Consider the following 17,100-nt stretch of genomic DNA (forward strand, 5'->3'; position numbering starts at 1 on the left):
AGCTGCCGACGCAAAGCTCCGTCAACCCCACGTTCCCTCTTCCCTCTTCCCGCTTCATATTCCCGCCTTATCCTTGCGCGGTGAACGAGCAAGCCCCGCAAGCGCCCACCTTCCCGATCGACGAGCTGCTGCCGCGCATCCGCGACAGCCTGGCCGCGCATCCGCGCCTGGTCCTGGAGGCGCCGCCAGGTGCCGGCAAGACCACGCAGGTGCCGCCCGCGCTGCTCGATGCGCCCTGGCTGGGCGGGCAGAAGATCGTGATGCTGGAGCCGCGCCGCGTGGCCGCGCGCGCCGCCGCCGGTTTCATGGCACGGCAGCGTGGCGAACCGGTGGGCGAGACGGTGGGCTACCGCATCCGTTTCGAGAACAAGGTGTCGGCGCGCACGCGCATGGAAGTCGTCACCGAAGGCATCCTGACGCGGATGCTGCAGGACGATCCGATGCTCGAAGGCATCGGCGCACTGCTGTTCGACGAATTCCACGAGCGCCACCTTGCCGCCGACCTCGGCCTGGCACTGGCGCTGGACGTGCAGTCGGGCCTGCGCGAGGACCTGCGCATCGTGGTGATGTCGGCCACGCTCGATGGCGAACGGTTGGCCGCATTCCTCGACGCACCGCGCCTGAGCAGCGCCGGACGCAGCTATCCGGTCACCGTCGCGCACTTTCCGGCGCGGCGCGAGGAGGCGCTCGAACACCAGGCGCGCCGCGCCGTCGAACAGGCACTGACGCAGCATCCAGGTGATGTGCTGGTGTTCCTGCCCGGGCAGCGCGAGATCGCCAGGGTGCAGGCCGCGCTCGAGGCGAGCGCGTCGTCTGCCGGCGTCGATGTGCTGACCCTGCACGGTGAGCTCCCGGTCGAGCAGCAGTCGCGCGTGCTGCAGCCCGATCCGGACGGCCATCGCCGCGTCGTGCTCGCCACCAATGTCGCCGAATCCAGCGTGACGCTGCCCGCTGTTCGCGTGGTGATCGACAGCGGCCAGGCGCGCGAACCCCGCTACGACCCCAACAGCGGCTTTGCCCGACTCGACGTGGTCACCATCGCCCAGGCCTCCGCCGACCAGCGCGCCGGCCGCGCCGGTCGCGTCGCCGAAGGCTGGGCGTACCGGCTGTGGCCCGAGTCGCAGCGCCTGGAGCCGCAGCGTCGCGCGGAAATGGGACAGGTCGAACTGGCCGGCCTGGCGCTGGAACTGGCGGCGTGGGGCGACGCCAACCTTCGCTTCGTGGATGCGCCGCCCAGTGGTGCGCTGGCAGCCGCGCGCGAACTATTGCAGCGTCTGGGCGCGCTCGACGGCGGAGCGATCACGCCGCTGGGCCGGCGCATGCTCGCGCTGGGCACGCATCCGCGCCTGGCAGCGATGCTGCTGGCGCCGACGCAGCCCAGCGAGCGGGCGCTGGCCTGCGACCTCGCCGCGCTGATCGAAGCCCGCGATCCCCTGCGCTCGCGCAGCGATGCGGTCGCCGAACGCTGGCAGGCGCTGGCGGCGTTCCGCGCCGGTCGTGTTGGCGGCGATGCCTCGCGTTCGGCGCTGGCGGCGATCGACCAGGCCGCGAAGCAATGGCGACGTCGCCTGCGCGTGGATTCCATGCCACCGTCGTCGGCGCCGCCGCACCTGCTCGGCGATCTGTTGCTGCACGCGTTCCCCGATCGGATCGCGCGCCAACATCCGAGCGACCCGTACCGTTACCAGCTCGCCAACGGCCGCAGCGCCAAGCTCTTCGACGACAGCGCGCTTTACGGCGAACCCTGGATCGCCATCAGCGAGCTGCGCGACGACCCGCGCGATGCCCGCGTGATGCGGGCCGCGCCGCTCGACGAGCAGCGGCTGCGCAACGATTTCCCCGGACGCTTCGTCAGCGAGGACCGCGTGGTCTGGGACAGCAGCCTGCGCGGGATCGCCGCCGTGCGCGAGCAGCGCTTCGACCGCATCGTCATCGACAGCCGGCCGCTGGCGAAGCCCGACCCGTCGCGTTACGCCGATGCCCTGGTCGACGCCGTGCGCCAGCTCGGCCTGCAGGCGCTGCCGTGGACGCCATCGCTGTCGCAATGGCGCGCACGCGTGCGCTGCCTGCGCGCCTGGCTGCCCGAGCTGGACTTGCCCGATCTGTCGGATGCCGCACTGATGGCGACCGTGGAGCAATGGCTCAAGCCCGTGCTAAGCGGCAAGACGCGTCTGGATGCGCTGTCGGAACAGGAGCTGGGCGAAGCGTTGCGCTCGCTGCTGGACTGGTCGCTGCGACAGAAGATCGACGCGCTGGCGCCGACGCGGATGGCGGTGCCATCGGGCATGGAGCGATCGATCGAGTACGCCTTCGACGATGTCGCCGACACGCCGGTGGCGCCGGTGCTGGCGGTGAAACTGCAGGAGCTGTTCGGCCTGGCCGACACGCCGCGTATCGCCGAGGGCTGCGTGCCGCTGACGTTGCACCTGCTCTCGCCGGGCGGCAAGCCGCTGCAGATCACCCAGGACCTGCGCGGTTTCTGGGACCGCACCTACCCGGAAGTGAAGAAGGAAATGAAGGGCCGTTACCCCAGGCATCCCTGGCCCGACGACCCCTGGACCGCGACCGCCACACACCGCGCCAAGCCCCGCGGCACGTGATCTGTTGGAGCGAGCTTGCTCGCGATGGCGCGAGTGCGGCCGATGCGCACGATATCGCGAGCAAGCTCGCTCCTACAGCCAGACTGCATTCCAGTAGGAGTAGTCGCGGACGCGCGTGACCAGCCCGGCGCGGATCGGGTTGGCGACGATGTATCTGGCGCAGTCCACGAGGCTCTCGTCGTGACGCAGGGCGCGATCGTGGTACCCCGGCTGCCAGACGCGACCGTCTCGTTTCGTTGCTGCGTTTGTGGCACGTGCCGTGAGGGACTTGACGCGTTGCATCACTGACGGGAGTGCCCGGGACTGTCCCAGCTGCACCAATGCATGCCAGTGGTCCGGCATCAACACCCAGGCAAGATTGACCGCATCGTGCCAGGTGTCCGTGCGCTGCAGAATGCTGCTCACGTCCTGGGCAGCACCGGAGTCAAGGAAGCGTCGCTCGCGGCGGTGGCAGGCAACGGTGACCAGGTAGATCTGTCCGCAAAGCGACGCCCGGCCCTTTCGCAGGGCGCGGCTTCCGGGGTGCGACGGCATCTGCATCGGTTCACCGTGCCGCCGTGTCGCGCCGATCGGAATCAGATACCACTGGCCTCAGGCGTAGGAGCGAGCTTGCTCGCGATATCGTGCGCATCGACCGCATCGACCGCGTGGGCGCCCTTCGCGAGCAAGCTCGCTCCTACAGGTCGGGCGATGCGTGCTGTGGCTGCGGAAGAGCATCCACGACTGCGCGACATCGTCGTCGCCTGGCGGATCAGTGCATCGGCGCAACGATCAGGTGTCGGCCCACATCCGGAACAGATTGGTCCGCAGCGATTCCAGCAGCACCTGCAGGCGCTGGCGGTCGCCGCCGCTGGCGGCCAGTGCACGGGCTTCTTCCAGTTGCACCAGCAGTTCACGCCGGCCGCTGTCGGCGACCCAGCTCTGCAGCCAGGTGATCGCCGCCAGGCGCACGCCGCGCGTGACCGGCGTGACGCGATGGATGGTGGTGGACGGATACAGGATGGCGCTGCCGGGCTCGAGCTTGTAGGTGAGCTCCTGCGCGCCGAGCTGGATGGTCAGCTCGCCGCCGTCGTAGTCGGCCGGGTCATTGAGGAACACCGTGCACGACAGATCGCTGCGCATCGGCGGTGTCGACGGGAACAAGGCCTCGTCGACATGCCAGCCGTAGTTCATTCCCGGCTCGTAGCGCACCACCGTGGTCCGCGCCATCGTCCGCGGCTGGGCAAACACGCGCAGCTCCGGATAGCGCATCAGCGCATCGCGGGCGATCTGGGCGATACGCGCGTTGGCCGGATCTTCCTGTGGCGCCTGCAGGTTCTGCTTGACCGACGAGTCGGGGTTGGTGACGCGACCGTCGCCGAAGCGCACCTGCGGCAACAAGTCGCGCACCGCCTGCAGTTCGGCGGCGGAGAGCACGTCGGGCAACACTCGGATCATGGCGGACCGCGCAGGAGCGAACGAGGCGACGGCCATGATCGGCATTCAGCCAAGAGCCGGCAACCTCGCGCTCCGCTCACGCCGCTTCAACGAACCGGCGTGGACACTGCAGGCCTGTCATTGTCTTCCCGGGTCATCCACGATGAGCAAGCTCTCCGACCTGCCCGAACGCGCCCTGGAACTGGCTTCCGCGGTCAGCGACAACATCCGCCATGCCGTGCCAGGCGTCACCCGGCAGGCAGGCAAGTGGCTCGAAACCGGCGCCAAGCTCGGCGTGGTCAAGGGCGGGGTGCAGGTGGCGGGCAAGTTCGTGCGCCGCAACCCGGTGCTGGTCGCCGCCGCCGTAGCCGGGGCTGGGCTGCTCTGGTATGCGGCCAAGCGGCGCGCGCGCCAGGCCGAGAATGGCGAAGCGATCGAAGGCTCCTCGCGCCGGGTCGAGGCGCAGCGCAGCACGAAGCGGCCAGCCCCGCGCCGCAGTCGCCGCGTCGAAAGCCAATAGCCCTGCACGGGGTAGGAGCGAGCTTGCTCGCGATCCCCCTCAGGGTCCACCGTGCCCGATCGCGAGCAAGCTCGCTCCTACAAAGTGAGCGGGGCCGCTTCGGGTAGCTCGATGATGAAGCGCGAACCGCCGTGACGGCGCGGCTCGTACCAGAGCTGGCCGCCGGCATTGGCGATGATGCGCTTGGCCAGCGACAGGCCCAGGCCGTTGGACAGGCCGTCCGGGTTGGTGCCTTCGTCCAGCCGCACGAACGGTTTGAACAGCTCGCGCTGGCGATCGGCCGGAATGCCCGGCCCGCGGTCGGCGACGATCAGCTGCCAGTAGCCCGGCGCACCGCTGCGTGCGGTCAGCAGCAGCTCGCAGTCGGGCGCGTATTTCATCGCATTGGTCACCAGGTTCTCGCTGACCTGGCGCAGCACGCGCGGGTGGATCGCGACCTCGGCGCGGCCGGCCGGCGGTCGCAGGTCGATGCGGATGCCGCGGGCTTCCAGCTGGATTTCGTAGCGCTGCAACAGCCATTCCAGGGTCTCGCCCACGTCGGCACGCTCGGCGGGAATTTCCTGCTCGAGCCGCCCGGCCTGGCTTTCCAGGTAATGGCGGATGTAGCCCAGGGCGTCGTCGGCGCTCTCGTGGATCATCTGCAGGTAGCGCGGCACCCGCTCGGGCTTGCACACGCCGCTGCGCAGCAGCTCGCCGGCGAACAGCACGCTGCTGAGGGGATTCTTGAGGTCGTGGGCGACCAGGTTGACCAGTTCCTCGCGCTCGCGGGCGACGCGCTCGAGGCGGTCGCGGGTCAGCTTCAGGCCGACGTGGGCATTGACCCGGGCCAGCAGTTCCTCGGGCAGGAAAGGCTTGGTGACGTAGTCGACCACGCCGGCGTCGAAGGCGCGCAGCAGCAGGTCGCGGTCGTGGGCCGCGGTGACGAACACCACCGGCACCTGCAATGGGCCCAGCTCGTGCAGCGAGGCGAGCACGTCGAAGCCGTCCATGCCGGGCATCATCATGTCGAGCAGGATCAGGTCGGGCGGCGATTCGACGTAGCGCTGCAGCGCCTCCTCGCCGCTGCCGGCGGTGATCACCTCGTAGCCCTGGCGGACGAGGAGGGTCCCGACCACGCGCAGGTTCACGTTCTGGTCGTCGACGACCAGGATGCGTCCCGAAGTGCTCGGGCCTGCGTTGCTTGTTGCCATGGCCATGCGTCCGTGTCCCCGTGGCGGCGACGTCCCCTCTCGCGCCGCGGCAGCATCGGCCCAGACGTTAGCAGAAACCCGCCTGATTGCGTGCATTCGACACCCCATTGCCGGCAATCCAGTGCCGGCATCGGTCGACATCCGGTCATGATCCGCAACACGGTGTTGCGGGATGCGTCTGCCCCAACGACCACAACGCGCCGCATCATGTAACACCCTACTCCCGCTGCCACCCCCCCATGCACCAGTCCCTCCGCCCGCTCGGCCGTTCGTCGCTGCAGGTCGCCCCGTTTGCTTCCGACGGCAAGGTGTTTGGCAAGTCGGAACGCCATCGCGGGCTGTCGCCGGCCACCGACGGCGACTGCGCAGAATGAGCCGGATTGCTGCCACCACCGCCCTGTCCCAGGGCCCTGCCGCGCGTCGGGTCGGCTTCACCCTGGCCGCGGTCGGCGCGGTGCTGTTCTCGGCCAAGGCGATCCTGGCCAAGTTCCAGTACCGCTACGGTATCGATGCGCTCGACGTGCTGGCGCTGCGGATGCTGATGTCGCTGCCGCTGTTCGTCATCCTTGGCATCCACGAATCGCGGCGGCCGGGTCGAACGCCGATGAGCCGCCGCGACTTCGGCCTGATCCTGATCCTGGGCGTGCTCGGCTACTACCTCTCCAGCCTGTTCGACTTCTGGGGACTGGAATACGTGCCGGTGTCGCTGGAGCGTCTGATCCTGTTCCTCAATCCGACCTTCGTGCTGCTGATCGGCGTGTTCGCCTTCGGTCGCAAGGTCGCGCGCAAGGAATGGATCGCGCTGGCGGTGAGCTACGCCGGCGTCGCCCTGGTGTTCGTCGAGAACCTGCGCGTGCAGGGCGAGCACGTGCTGTTCGGCAGCGGCCTGGTACTGCTGGCCGCGCTGAGCTACGCGCTGTACCTGGCGATGTCGGGCCAGCTGATCCAGCGCATCGGCTCGCTGCGGCTGGTGGCATATGCGATGTGCGTGTCGACCGCGGCGACGGTGATCCACTACCTGCTGCTGCGCGATCCGGTGCATCTGCTGCAGTTGCCCGCGCCGGTGTACTGGCTGGCATTGGTCAACGCGATCTTCTGCACATTCCTGCCGGTGACCTTCACCATGGGCGCGGTGGCGCGACTGGGGGCGGGTTCGGCCGCGCAGATGTCGGTGATCGGGCCGGTGTCGCTGGTGTTCCTCGGCGCCTGGCTGCTCGGCGAGCCGATCACGGCGGTGCAGCTGATCGGCACCGCGGTGGTGCTCGGCGGCGTGCTGTTGATCACCCGGCCGGGGGCGAACTCGGTGCCGGTGGCGAACTTTCCCGCCGACACCGATCCCCGCGAAGAGACGCGGGGCTGATCGTAGGAGCGAGCTTGCTCGCGATCAGCGTTTACGCGCCGCCAGCCTGTTCGCGAGCAAGCTCGCTCCTACAGATCGCGCCACTGGCCGGAGGGCAGATCGCCGAGGCGGTAGGGTCCGATCGCCACGCGCACCAGCCGCAACGTCGGCAATCCGACCGCGGCGGTCATGCGCCGTACCTGGCGGTTGCGGCCTTCGCTGATCGTGATCTCGAGCCAGGCATCGGGCACTTTCTTGCGAAAGCGCACCGGCGGATCGCGCGGCCACAGCGATGGCGTTTCGATGCATCGCGCCTGCGCCGGTCGTGTCGGTCCGTCGTTGAGGACGACACCGCGCGCAAGCATCGCGACCTGTTCCTCGCCCGGATCGCCTTCGACCTGCACCCAGTAGGTCTTGGGCTGCTTGTGGCGCGGATCGGTCAGGCGATGGGCCAGCGCGCCGTCATCGGTGAGCAGCAGCAGGCCCTCGCTGTCGTGGTCGAGTCGGCCGGCGGCATAGACCTGTGGCGGCAGGCCGAAACCCGCCAGCGTCGGTCGCGGCGGGGTGCTGCGGTCGGTGAACTGGCACAGCACGCCATAAGGTTTGTTGAAGGCGATCAGCATGAGCGGGCAGATGCGGGAATGAGGAGCGGGAACAGGGAAGAGGGAACGAAGTGCCGCCGCAGATCCGTGCATCGCTGCGCCGACACGGCGTCGTTCCCTGTTCCCCGTTCCCTGTTCCCGCCCTTGCCTTAAGGCCCTTGCCTCACTTCGCCCGGCGAAACCGCAGCGTCATCCGGTCGCTTTCACCAATCGCCTTGTACTTGGCGTCATCGGCGGCGTCGTGGCGGTTGACTGGCGGCAGCGTCCAGACACCGTTGGGATGGTCGGTGGTGTCCTTGGCGTTGGCGTTGACCTCGCTCTTCTCCTCGAGCACGAAACCGGCGCCCTGGGCCAGCTGGATCACCAGCGCCTCGGTCAGGTAGCCCGACTTCTTCTGCGAGTCCAGGTCGGCGTCCGGCTTGGCGCGATGGTCGACCAGGCCGAGCGTGCCGCCCGGCTTGAGGACGTCGTGGAACGCCTTGAAGTAGGCCTCGGCATTGCCGTCGCTGACCCAGTTGTGGGCGTTGCGGAAGGTCAGCACGGTGTCGGCCGAGCCGGCCGGCCCGAAGTTCGGCGCCTTCGGATCGAACACGCGCACTTCCGGCGTGCCGTAGACGGTGGCGTTGCCGGCGAACTTGCCGCGCAAGGTCTTGTTGAGGTCGTAGCGGTACTTGGGCTGGCCCGCGATCGCGTCGTCCCAGACGGCGGCGACATAGTGGCCACCGTCCTTGAGGTACGGCGCGAGGATCTCGGAATACCAGCCGGCACCCGGGGTGATCTCGATGACGGTCTGTTGCGGCGACACGCCGAAGAACGTCAACGTCTCGCGCGGGTGGCGATACTGGTCGCGCGCGACATTGCGCGGATCGCGGGTGCTGCCGGCGATGGCGGCGTCGAGGGCGGTGCTGTTGTCCGGCTTGGCGCTCGGGCCGGCGGTGGCGGCTTCGGCGGCGGATTCGTGCGCGTTGCTGGCGCAGCCGGCAAGGGCAACAGACATCAGGCTGGACAGCAGGACGACGGGCAGCGTGCGTTTCATGCGGTGGGCTCCAGGCCTTGGCTCGGTACGGGGGCGCCAGCCTAACGCCAAGCGCACGCGGCGGCCATCACCTGCCCTTGCGGCGCCTACCGGCTGGCGGCGTACGTGCCACCTTCGCCGCCTTGCGTGCCGCGCCGACACGACGCGGCGGTATGGCTTCGGCGGCCTCGTAGACCTGTGCTTCCTCCAGCAGCCAGTCGCGGAACACCGCCAGGCCGCCGTGTCCGCGCGAGCGCGGCGGAAACACCAGGTAATGGGCGAACTCGGCCTTGAAGCGCTCGTTGAACAACGTCACCAGGCGTCCGGCCTCGATCAGCGGACGCGCCAGCGTCATCCGTCCGAGCACGATCCCGAGCCCTTCGGCGGCGGCGCGGTGCAGGTTTTCCGAATCGTCGAGGATGGCGACGAAGCGTTCCGGCGGCGTGCCGCCGAACTCGGCGAACCATTCGCTCCAGCGACCGCCGGGCGCGCCGAGCAACGGAAAGCTGCCGAGCGTTTCCAGGGTCGGGTAGCCCAGGCGTTCGAGCAGGGCCGGGCTCGCGGTCGGCGTCACCCAGTCGTCGAACAGGTGCACCGCTTCCAGTCCCGGCCACTTGCCCGGACCGAAGCGGATGCCGGCATCGATCGCGGTTTCGCGGGCGAAGTCGACCACGCCGATGTTCGATTGCAGGCTGATCTCCAGTTGCGGATGGGCGGCAAGAAAGCGCGGCAAACGCGGCACCAGCCAGCTCGATGCGAACGACGGCATCAAGGTGATCGTCAACGAGTCGTCGCGGCAAACGCGAGGCTGCAACGCGCGCTCGATCGCGTCCAGGTGCGGCGCGATGCGCTCGTACAGTGCCTGGCCGTCGTCAGTCAGGCGCACACCGCGTGCACCGCGCACGAACAGGCGCCGGCCGAGCCGTTCTTCGATCGCACGGATCTGGTGACTCAATGCACTGACCGTCAGATGCATCGTCTCGGCCGCACGCGTGAGGTTGCCGATGCGCGCGGCGGCGGCGAATCCGATCAGGGCCTGCAGGGGCGGACGACTCATGGACGGTTTCCAGTTGCCTGTGGGCTTTCTGCGCTGGCTGAGACTTGAATCTAACTCAACTCTCGGTTGCAAAACTGTCGCTTTTCATTAGAAACCTGCGGGCCTATCTTGCATCCAGTTCAAGGAAGTTGTCCACGCCAGGCAGGCAGGATCAATCCGGGAGTCCGCCATGAACGTCTTCACCAATCTGTTGTTCCTGCAGCCCGATCTGGCCGAACCGCATTTGCTCGATGAGGACGACGACCGTTACACGCACGGTTACGGCAACCGCGCCGCATCGGAGAAGTACTTCGCCCCGCTGGGCCACGCGCGCGCTGCGCGCCGGGCGGAGGACACGCGGTCCACGCCGGAGCTCGACGCCTGCGACGCCATCGGTTGCTGTGCCTGAACACGACGCACTGCAAGCACCGCGAGCGAATGAACGGAACAAAACAGCAACGCACGCGAAGGCGTGATGTAACCGTCGAGCGCTAGCCTGGACACGAAGTCGAGAGGGCGCCATGGACGGTGCCAGGGCTCGACTACTCCCTCCCCCCACGGAGTAATGCCATGCAGTTGTTCAAGAACGAGTCCCTGCGCGATACCGGTCCCACCGGCCATGAACTGGCGTTCGGCATGCCGCTGTTTGGCCAGCGGTACGCTCGCCACCCCAACCAGCCGCGCGCTTTCGCCCTATCGAGCGCAGGTCTGCACGGAGACGACATCGATGAATCGGCGCCCACCCGTGCAATCGAGGCCGAGCCGCCGCTGGTCTATCCGCCGCTTCACCTGATGCGCTACTGAAATCCCGCCGCAGCCAAACGCACCGTAGGAGCGAGCTTGCTCGCGAACAGACCTGGCGACGGCAGTTGCATCTGTTCGCGAGCAAGCTCGCTCCTACAACGGCAGGGGCGGCCGCAATCTGGTTCGAGACACGCACGCCGTGCTGTACCAGAATCCACACCATGTGGATCGGAACCCTCTACGCGCTAGCCGCCGGCCTGATGTGGGGCCTGGTCTTCGTCGGTCCGCTGCTGCTGCCGGAGTACCCGGCGGCACTGCAGTCGGTGGGCCGCTACCTCGCCTTCGGCCTGATCGCGCTGCCGCTGGCGTGGATGGACCGCGCCGCGCTGCGACGGCTCACCCGCAGCGACTGGCTCGAAGCGGTGAAGCTGGTCGTCATCGGCAACCTCATCTACTACCTGTGCCTGGCCAGCGCGATCCAGCGTGCCGGCGCACCCTTGCCGACGATGATCATCGGCACCTTGCCGGTGGTGATCGCGATCAGCGCGAACCTGCGCGACCACCGCCGTGACGGCCGTCTGCCGTGGCGCGCGCTGCTGCCATCGCTGGTGCTGATCGCCGCCGGCATTGGCTGCGTCAACCATGTCGAGCTGCAGGCACTGCGTGCCGATCCCGACGCCGATCCGGTCCGCTATGCGCAAGGCGCGCTGCTTGCGATCGTCGCCGTCGCCTGCTGGACCTGGTACCCGCTGCGCAATGCCGACTGGCTGCGCGCCCACCCGGACCGCAGTCCGCGCACCTGGGCGACCGCGCAGGGCGTGGCCACGCTGCCGCTGGCCGCCGCGGGCTATGGCCTGCTGTGGCTGGGCATGGCGCTGGCCGGCGCCGAATTCCCGATGCCGTTCGGTCCGCGGCCGTGGTTCTTCATCGGCCTGATGGCGGCGATCGGCCTGTTCGCCTCCTGGCTGGGCACCACCTGCTGGAACGAAGCCAGCCAGCGCCTGCCGACCGCGTTGGCCGGGCAGCTGATCGTGTTCGAGACCCTGGCAGCGCTGGCCTATGCCTTCGCGCTGCGCGGACGGATGCCGGGCGCGCTGACGTTGTTTGGCATCGCATTGCTGATCGGCGGCGTGATGTGGGCGGTGCGGATCCGTCCGGAGCCTGCCGTCGCGGAGGTCCATGGCACCTGAACGAGAGGGCGGTTCCGCCGCGCCTCGCGAGCCGCTACGATCCGGGCGTGGCGCGTGGTCCGCCACGCCTGTCAAGCGCAACGGGGAAGCGCATGTCGCCAAGAGTCCTGATCGTCACGCTGTCGTTGGCCCTGGGTGCGGTCAGCGGCGCCTTCGCCTATTCGCTCATCGTCGCCAAACGGGAGCCGGCGAAACTGGCGGCGGCACGCGCCGAGGGCCGGGCCGAAGGTCGCGCCGACGCCGAGAAGGCGGTCACCGACGAACTGGCCGCGCTCAAGCCGGTCGTGTTCGGCAAGGCCGCCAATGCCGACTCCAAGGCCGGCGGCGTGCAGTTCGGCTACGAGTACGTCAAGCCGAAGACGCCGGCGCTGGAGGAGTACTACAAGCTCGCCCATGACGGCGACATGCTGCACAAACTGCCGGAAGTGCACGCCATCGACGGCATGCTGATGCTGCCGCGACAGATCAACTACCTCACCGCCGAGTGTGGCGAGCCCAACGCGTTCTACTCGCCCGAACGCGGCGAAGTGGTGATGTGCTACGAGACGATGAAGGTGCTGCTCGAGCGCGGTCGCGAGATGGCCGCGCAGAACAAGCTCGGCGACGACTACGCGCAGCGTTACCTCGAAGCCAACGTGCGCTTCATCATCCTGCACGAGACCGGCCACGCGCTGATCAACATGCTGCAGATCCCGATCACCGGGCGCGAGGAGGACGCGGTCGACCAGCTCGCCACCACGCTGATGCTGCGCTTCGCCGGCCTGGACGAGTCCACCACGGTGGTGACCGAGAACCTGCGCATGGCCTCGAACTGGTTCCTTGCGCGCAGCACCGGCGAGTACAACCTCGATGCCTACGCCGATCAGCATGCGCTCGGTGAGCAGCGCTACTTCAACCTGCAATGCCTGTTGTATGGCAGCGATCCGGCGCGCTATCTGAGCATCGTCACCGACGGTGATCTGCCGGAGGCGAGGGCCAAGGGCTGTCCGGAGGAAGCCAGGCGCATCAGCCGTTCGTGGCTGCGGCTGTTGTTGCCGTACGTGGCGCCGAAGTTCGAGATGACGGAAGAGAAGGCGAACCGGCTGTTCCAGCAGCGCGAGCGGGAGCGGGACCGGAATGCGTCGTTGCCCTACGTGCGTCCTTCGACGCCGCAATCGCGCTGACGTTGCATCTCCGTCGTCCCGGCGAACGCCGGGACCCAGGCCCACATCCGACCAGCAACGTCACGTCATCCCGGCGAACGCCGGGATCCATTTTGACTTTGCCGTTGCTGCTTCTGACGGTCTGACAGGATGCAACGTCACTGGGTTCCCGCCTTCGCGGGAATGACGGAGTGGGCGGGACGAGCGGTACGCCATCCCCATCGCCGTCCCCCCCACCGTCATCCCCGCGAAGGCGGGGACCCAGGGGCGTTGCTCTCACTTGGCGCAGGAGCAACAGTGGATCCCGGCGTTCGCCGGGATGACGTGACGATGCTGATGAGATGAGGGCCGAGGGCCTGACTTTCGCCGGGCCTTCTCCACCCACGAACGCTGGTATCGCCTTACAGCGCCGCCACCGCCGCGTTGAACGTCTCGCTCGGGCGCATCGCCTTCGACATCAGCGCGACATCCGGGTGGTAATAGCCGCCGATATCCACCGGCTTGCCCTGCACCGCCGCGAGCTCTTCGACGATCTTCGCCTCGTTGCTCCCCAGCACAGCGGCAAGCTTGGCGAAGCGCGCCTTCAGCCCGGCATCCGCATCCTGCGCGGCCAGCGCCTGGGCCCAGTACATGGCCAGGTAGAAGTGGCTGCCGCGATTGTCGATGCCACCGACCTTGCGCGAGGGCGACTTGTCGTTGTCGAGGAACTTGCCGTTGGCGGCATCGAGGGCATCGGCGAGCACGCGCGCGCGGGCGTCGCCGTGGCGGTCGGCCATGTGCTCGATCGAGGCGGCCAGTGCCAGGAACTCGCCGAGCGAATCCCAGCGCAGGTAGTTCTCTTCGACGAACTGCTGCACATGCTTGGGTGCCGAGCCGCCGGCGCCGGTTTCGAACAGGCCACCACCCGCCATCAGCGGCACGATCGACAGCATCTTGGCGCTGGTGCCCAGTTCCATGATCGGGAACAGGTCGGTCAGGTAGTCGCGCAGCACGTTGCCGGTCACCGAGATCGTGTCCTGGCCCTTGCGGATGCGCTCGAGCGACAGCTTCATCGCATCGACCGGAGCGAGGATGCGGATATCCAGGCCGCTGGTGTCGTGGTCGGCGAGGTAGCTCTCGACCTTGGCGATCACGTTGGCGTCGTGCGCGCGCTGCGGGTCGAGCCAGAACACCGCCGCGGTGTGGCTCAGGCGCGCGCGGTTGACGGCAAGCTTGACCCAGTCCTGGATCGGCGCGTCCTTGGTCTGGCACATGCGCCAGATGTCACCGGCTTCCACCGCGTGCTCCATCAGTACGTTGCCGGCCTCGTCGAGCACGTGCACCGTGCCGTCGGCGGGGATCTGGAAGGTCTTGTCGTGCGAGCCATACTCCTCGGCTTTCTGCGCCATCAGCCCTACGTTGGGCACGCTGCCCATCGTCGCCGGGTCGAAGGCGCCGTTGGCCTTGCAGTCGTCGATCACCACCTGGTAGATGCCGGCGTAGCAGCGATCCGGGATCACCGCCTTGGTGTCCTGCAGCTTGCCGTCGGCGTTCCACATGCAGCCCGAGTCGCGGATCATCGCCGGCATCGAGGCGTCGACGATCACGTCGCTGGGCACGTGCAGGTTGGTGATGCCCTTGTCGGAGTTGACCATCGCCAGCGCCGGGCGGCGAGTGTACTGCGTGACGATGTCGGTCTCGATCGCGGCGGCGACGTCGGCCGGCAGTGACGCCAGGCGCGCGTACAGGTCGCCGATGCCGTTGTTGGGGTCGAAGCCGGCCTGCTCCAGCTCCTTGCCATGACTGGCCAGCACGTCGCGGTAGAAGCGCTTGACCGCGATGCCGAACATGATCGGGTCGGAGACCTTCATCATCGTCGCCTTCAGGTGCAGCGAGAACAGCACGCCCTGCGCCTTGGCATCCTCGATCTGCGCGTCGATGAAGCGCGACAGTGCCGATGCGCTCATCACCGAAGCGTCGATCAGCTCGCCGGCCTTGACCTTGAGGTTGGTCTTGAGCATGTGGCGGCGGCCGTCCTTGCCGACCAGATCGATCGAGACCGTGCCGGCCTTCTCGATCAGGCGCGACTGCTCGCTGCCGTAGAAGTCGCCGTCGTCCATGTGCGCGACGTGCGACTTCGAATCGCTGCTCCACTTGCCCATGCGATGCGGGTGCTTGCGGGCGTAGTTCTTCACCGAGGCCGGCGCGCGGCGGTCGGAGTTGCCCTCGCGCAGCACAGGGTTCACTGCGCTGCCCTTGATCTTGTCGTAGCGGGCCTTGATCTCGTTCTCGCGCTCGCCCTGCGGCTCTTCCGGGTAGTCCGGCAGCGCGTAGCCCTGATGCTGCAGTTCGACGATGGCGGCCTTGAGCTGCGGCACCGAGGCGCTGATGTTGGGCAGCTTGATGATGTTGGCGTCCGGCGTGGTCGCCAGTTCGCCCAGCTCGACCAGGTGGTCGCCGATCTTCTGCTCGTCCTTCAGGAAGTCGGGGAACTGCGACAGGATGCGACCGGCCAGCGAGATGTCGCGCGTCTCCACTTCGATTCCCGCGGTGGCGGTGTACGCCGCGACGATCGGCAGCAGCGACTGCGTGGCCAGGAACGGCGCTTCGTCGGTCAGCGTATAGATGATCTTGGGGGTGTTGGGCATGTCGGCGTGACTCGCTTGCAGAGGCAGTGTGGTCGGGAGGCCTGGGCAGGCCGGGCAGCACCGGGCGGCTCACGCCGGTGCTTGCCGATGGCGACGCGCGCCCACGGGCGCGCAACCGTCGCATTGTCGCGGTTTAGGCGGGGCGGGCAAAGCGCCGGGGCGCAACGGTGTGGGTCATGAGCGTCCATACGCGGCCGTGTTGAACCCGTACCCGGTAGGAGCGAGCTTGCTCGCGATCAGCGGTTCCGTCGCGAAAGGCATCGCGAGCAAGCTCGCTCCTACGCAGGGGGAATCAGCCGGCCCCGCAGCACTTCTTGTACTTCTTGCCGCTCCCGCACGGACACGGCTCGTTGCGGTCCGGCGTGGCTTCGCGGCGGATCGGCTCGCGCGGGGTCAGCGACTCGATGCGCTGGTGGTGCAGGTCGGCCAGCATGCCGGGCAGGCTGGCGATGATCTCCAGGCGCTCGCGGTAGCTGACCGGCGTGCCGGGTTGCTCCGGATCCTCGCCGATGACCTCGCCACTGGCAAGGCGGTCGAAGCGCAGGAAGATCTCGTCGATCCACTCATGCTCGTCCAGCCACGTGTCCCAGGGCATTTCGCTCAGCTCCACGCCACGGAAGAAGCCGAACGCCCAGTCGCGGCCGACGTCGAGGTCGTCCTCCTGCTCCTCTTCCGGGTCCTCGGGCAGCCACAGCAGCGGCGCCAGGTGGTCGGGCAGGTCGTCGTCGCCGAAGCGGACGCGCTGGCTGACCATGTTCCAGTGGCCCTGCAGCAGGGCCTCGACCGTCTCGCGCTCCTCGTCGTCCTTCCAGCGCGGCTGCGTGCCCCAGACCGGGCCTTGCCACTGCTCGAACGGGATGACTTCCGGGCCGACCGCGAGCGCGGACAGATAGCCGTCGAGTGCTTCCAGGTTGAAGCCCTTGAACGGCACCGCGCGCTGTTCCAGCAGCTCGGCCAGTTGTTCGATCTGGGTGTCGTCGAGATAGGCGGGGGCTTTCATCGGGGGACTCGCGATCACAGAAACGCGACATGGTAGTCGCATGCGTGTTTTCTCGCCGAGAATGCGGGATCCCGGTTCAGCGTCCAACTCGATGACAGCCACGTGTCACTGCGGCCTCGGCCGCCCGTATGCCGCCTGTTGCGGGCCGCTGCACGCCGGCGCCATCGCCGAAACCGCCGAAGCGCTGATGCGGTCGCGTTACAGCGCGTATGTCCTGGGCGACACCGATTACCTGCTGGCAACCTGGCATGCCGATAGCCGGCCAGCAAAGATCGAACTGGGCGACGTCGCGGCAACGCGATGGCTCGGGCTGGACGTCAGGCGGCATGCGATGACGGGCGCGGACGGCGCCATCGTCGAATTCGTCGCCCGCTACAAGTCCGGCGGCTCGCCGGCGGTGCGACTGCACGAACTGAGCCGCTTCGTGCGCGAGGACGGGCGCTGGTTCTACGTCGACGGCGAGTTTCCGTCGCGCTGATCGCCTCGCAGGAAAGGTTCTCCTTTGCGTGGCGGACTACATCGCTTGTCGTCCCGAACGTAGTGAGGGACCTGCTGTTGCTGTTGCTGTTGCGTGTTGGGCTTGCGTCTGCGGCCCGGCGGACGACGCTTCGGTGTTTCGTTGCACGGTCTTCGGTGGCCCTCACCCCAACCCCTCTCCCGCAAGCGGGAGAGGGGCTAA

At 67.9% G+C, this 17,100-nt stretch carries 17 protein-coding genes; 9 read left to right on the forward strand and 8 right to left on the reverse strand.

Annotated features, from left to right (window positions below):
- The first annotated feature begins 80 nt into the window (after positions 1 to 80).
- Positions 81 to 2,600, forward strand: a complete 2,520-nt coding sequence (gene hrpB / locus AC3A3X_RS11520; RefSeq protein WP_487583163.1) for an ATP-dependent helicase HrpB — start codon at positions 81 to 83, stop codon at positions 2,598 to 2,600.
- Between the two features lie 72 nt (positions 2,601 to 2,672).
- On the opposite strand, the gene AC3A3X_RS11525 is transcribed toward hrpB, so the two are convergent.
- Both AC3A3X_RS11525 and AC3A3X_RS11530 read right to left on the reverse strand, forming a co-directional pair.
- Positions 2,673 to 3,140, reverse strand: coding sequence for an REP-associated tyrosine transposase (locus AC3A3X_RS11525; protein WP_487583164.1), 468 nt, complete (start codon positions 3,138 to 3,140; stop codon positions 2,673 to 2,675).
- 231 nt (positions 3,141 to 3,371) lie between these two features.
- Positions 3,372 to 4,037, reverse strand: a complete 666-nt coding sequence (locus tag AC3A3X_RS11530; protein WP_487583165.1) for a Fe2+-dependent dioxygenase — start codon at positions 4,035 to 4,037, stop codon at positions 3,372 to 3,374.
- 142 nt (positions 4,038 to 4,179) lie between these two features.
- On the opposite strand from AC3A3X_RS11530, the gene AC3A3X_RS11535 reads away from it, so the two are divergent.
- On the forward strand, positions 4,180 to 4,536 hold the full coding sequence (locus AC3A3X_RS11535) for a hypothetical protein (RefSeq protein ID WP_487583166.1): 357 nt from the start codon (positions 4,180 to 4,182) through the stop codon (positions 4,534 to 4,536).
- A gap of 77 nt (positions 4,537 to 4,613) precedes the next feature.
- Here AC3A3X_RS11535 and AC3A3X_RS11540 read toward each other — a convergent pair whose 3' ends face one another.
- Entirely contained in the window at positions 4,614 to 5,726 is a 1,113-nt protein-coding gene (locus AC3A3X_RS11540; RefSeq protein ID WP_487583167.1) for a hybrid sensor histidine kinase/response regulator, read from the reverse strand.
- Positions 5,727 to 5,965: 239 nt separating this feature from the next.
- Here AC3A3X_RS11540 and AC3A3X_RS11545 point away from each other — a divergent pair, with 239 nt between their 5' ends.
- Both AC3A3X_RS11545 and AC3A3X_RS11550 read left to right on the forward strand, forming a co-directional pair.
- Positions 5,966 to 6,100, forward strand: a complete 135-nt coding sequence (locus AC3A3X_RS11545; protein ID WP_487583168.1) for a hypothetical protein — start codon at positions 5,966 to 5,968, stop codon at positions 6,098 to 6,100.
- Entirely contained in the window at positions 6,097 to 7,086 is a 990-nt protein-coding gene (locus AC3A3X_RS11550; protein WP_487583169.1) for a DMT family transporter, read from the forward strand. Before AC3A3X_RS11545 ends, AC3A3X_RS11550 begins: the two co-directional genes overlap by 4 nt.
- A 68-nt stretch (positions 7,087 to 7,154) precedes the next feature.
- Here AC3A3X_RS11550 and AC3A3X_RS11555 read toward each other — a convergent pair whose 3' ends face one another.
- The 3 genes from AC3A3X_RS11555 to AC3A3X_RS11565 form a co-directional block, all read right to left on the reverse strand.
- A complete protein-coding gene (locus tag AC3A3X_RS11555; protein WP_487583170.1) occupies positions 7,155 to 7,688 on the reverse strand; it encodes a pseudouridine synthase in 534 nt (177 codons plus the stop codon).
- 142 nt (positions 7,689 to 7,830) lie between these two features.
- Positions 7,831 to 8,703, reverse strand: coding sequence for a class I SAM-dependent methyltransferase (locus AC3A3X_RS11560; protein WP_487583171.1), 873 nt, complete (start codon positions 8,701 to 8,703; stop codon positions 7,831 to 7,833).
- Positions 8,704 to 8,770: 67 nt separating this feature from the next.
- On the reverse strand, positions 8,771 to 9,739 hold the full coding sequence (locus AC3A3X_RS11565) for a LysR substrate-binding domain-containing protein (protein WP_487583172.1): 969 nt from the start codon (positions 9,737 to 9,739) through the stop codon (positions 8,771 to 8,773).
- Positions 9,740 to 9,908: 169 nt separating this feature from the next.
- On the opposite strand from AC3A3X_RS11565, the gene AC3A3X_RS11570 reads away from it, so the two are divergent.
- The 4 genes from AC3A3X_RS11570 (at position 9,909) to AC3A3X_RS11585 (ending at position 12,815) form a co-directional block, all read left to right on the forward strand.
- Positions 9,909 to 10,127 carry a hypothetical protein gene (locus AC3A3X_RS11570; RefSeq protein WP_487583173.1) on the forward strand — a complete coding sequence of 73 codons (219 nt, stop codon included), beginning with the start codon at positions 9,909 to 9,911 and terminating at the stop codon, positions 10,125 to 10,127.
- Positions 10,128 to 10,288: 161 nt separating this feature from the next.
- Positions 10,289 to 10,522: a hypothetical protein gene (locus AC3A3X_RS11575; RefSeq protein ID WP_487583174.1), complete on the forward strand. Its 234-nt coding sequence runs from the start codon at positions 10,289 to 10,291 to the stop codon at positions 10,520 to 10,522.
- A 161-nt stretch (positions 10,523 to 10,683) separates the two neighbouring features.
- The gene (locus AC3A3X_RS11580) at positions 10,684 to 11,652 is read left to right on the forward strand and encodes a DMT family transporter (protein WP_487583175.1); all 969 of its coding nucleotides are present in this window, start codon (positions 10,684 to 10,686) and stop codon (positions 11,650 to 11,652) included.
- Between the two features lie 92 nt (positions 11,653 to 11,744).
- A complete protein-coding gene (locus AC3A3X_RS11585) occupies positions 11,745 to 12,815 on the forward strand; it encodes a DUF4344 domain-containing metallopeptidase (RefSeq protein ID WP_487583176.1) in 1,071 nt (356 codons plus the stop codon).
- Between the two features lie 380 nt (positions 12,816 to 13,195).
- On the opposite strand, the gene AC3A3X_RS11590 is transcribed toward AC3A3X_RS11585, so the two are convergent.
- Entirely contained in the window at positions 13,196 to 15,421 is a 2,226-nt protein-coding gene (locus AC3A3X_RS11590) for an NADP-dependent isocitrate dehydrogenase (RefSeq protein WP_487583177.1), read from the reverse strand.
- A gap of 292 nt (positions 15,422 to 15,713) precedes the next feature.
- Positions 15,714 to 16,421 (reverse strand): UPF0149 family protein, encoded by a 708-nt coding sequence (locus AC3A3X_RS11595; RefSeq protein ID WP_487583178.1) that lies wholly within the window; start codon positions 16,419 to 16,421, stop codon positions 15,714 to 15,716.
- 91 nt (positions 16,422 to 16,512) lie between these two features.
- On the opposite strand from AC3A3X_RS11595, the gene AC3A3X_RS11600 reads away from it, so the two are divergent.
- Positions 16,513 to 16,899 carry a YchJ family protein gene (locus AC3A3X_RS11600; protein WP_487583179.1) on the forward strand — a complete coding sequence of 129 codons (387 nt, stop codon included), beginning with the start codon at positions 16,513 to 16,515 and terminating at the stop codon, positions 16,897 to 16,899.
- The last annotated feature ends 201 nt before the right edge of the window (positions 16,900 to 17,100 follow it).

It is taken from the genome of Lysobacter sp. Soil_N_23, assembly GCF_057656135.1.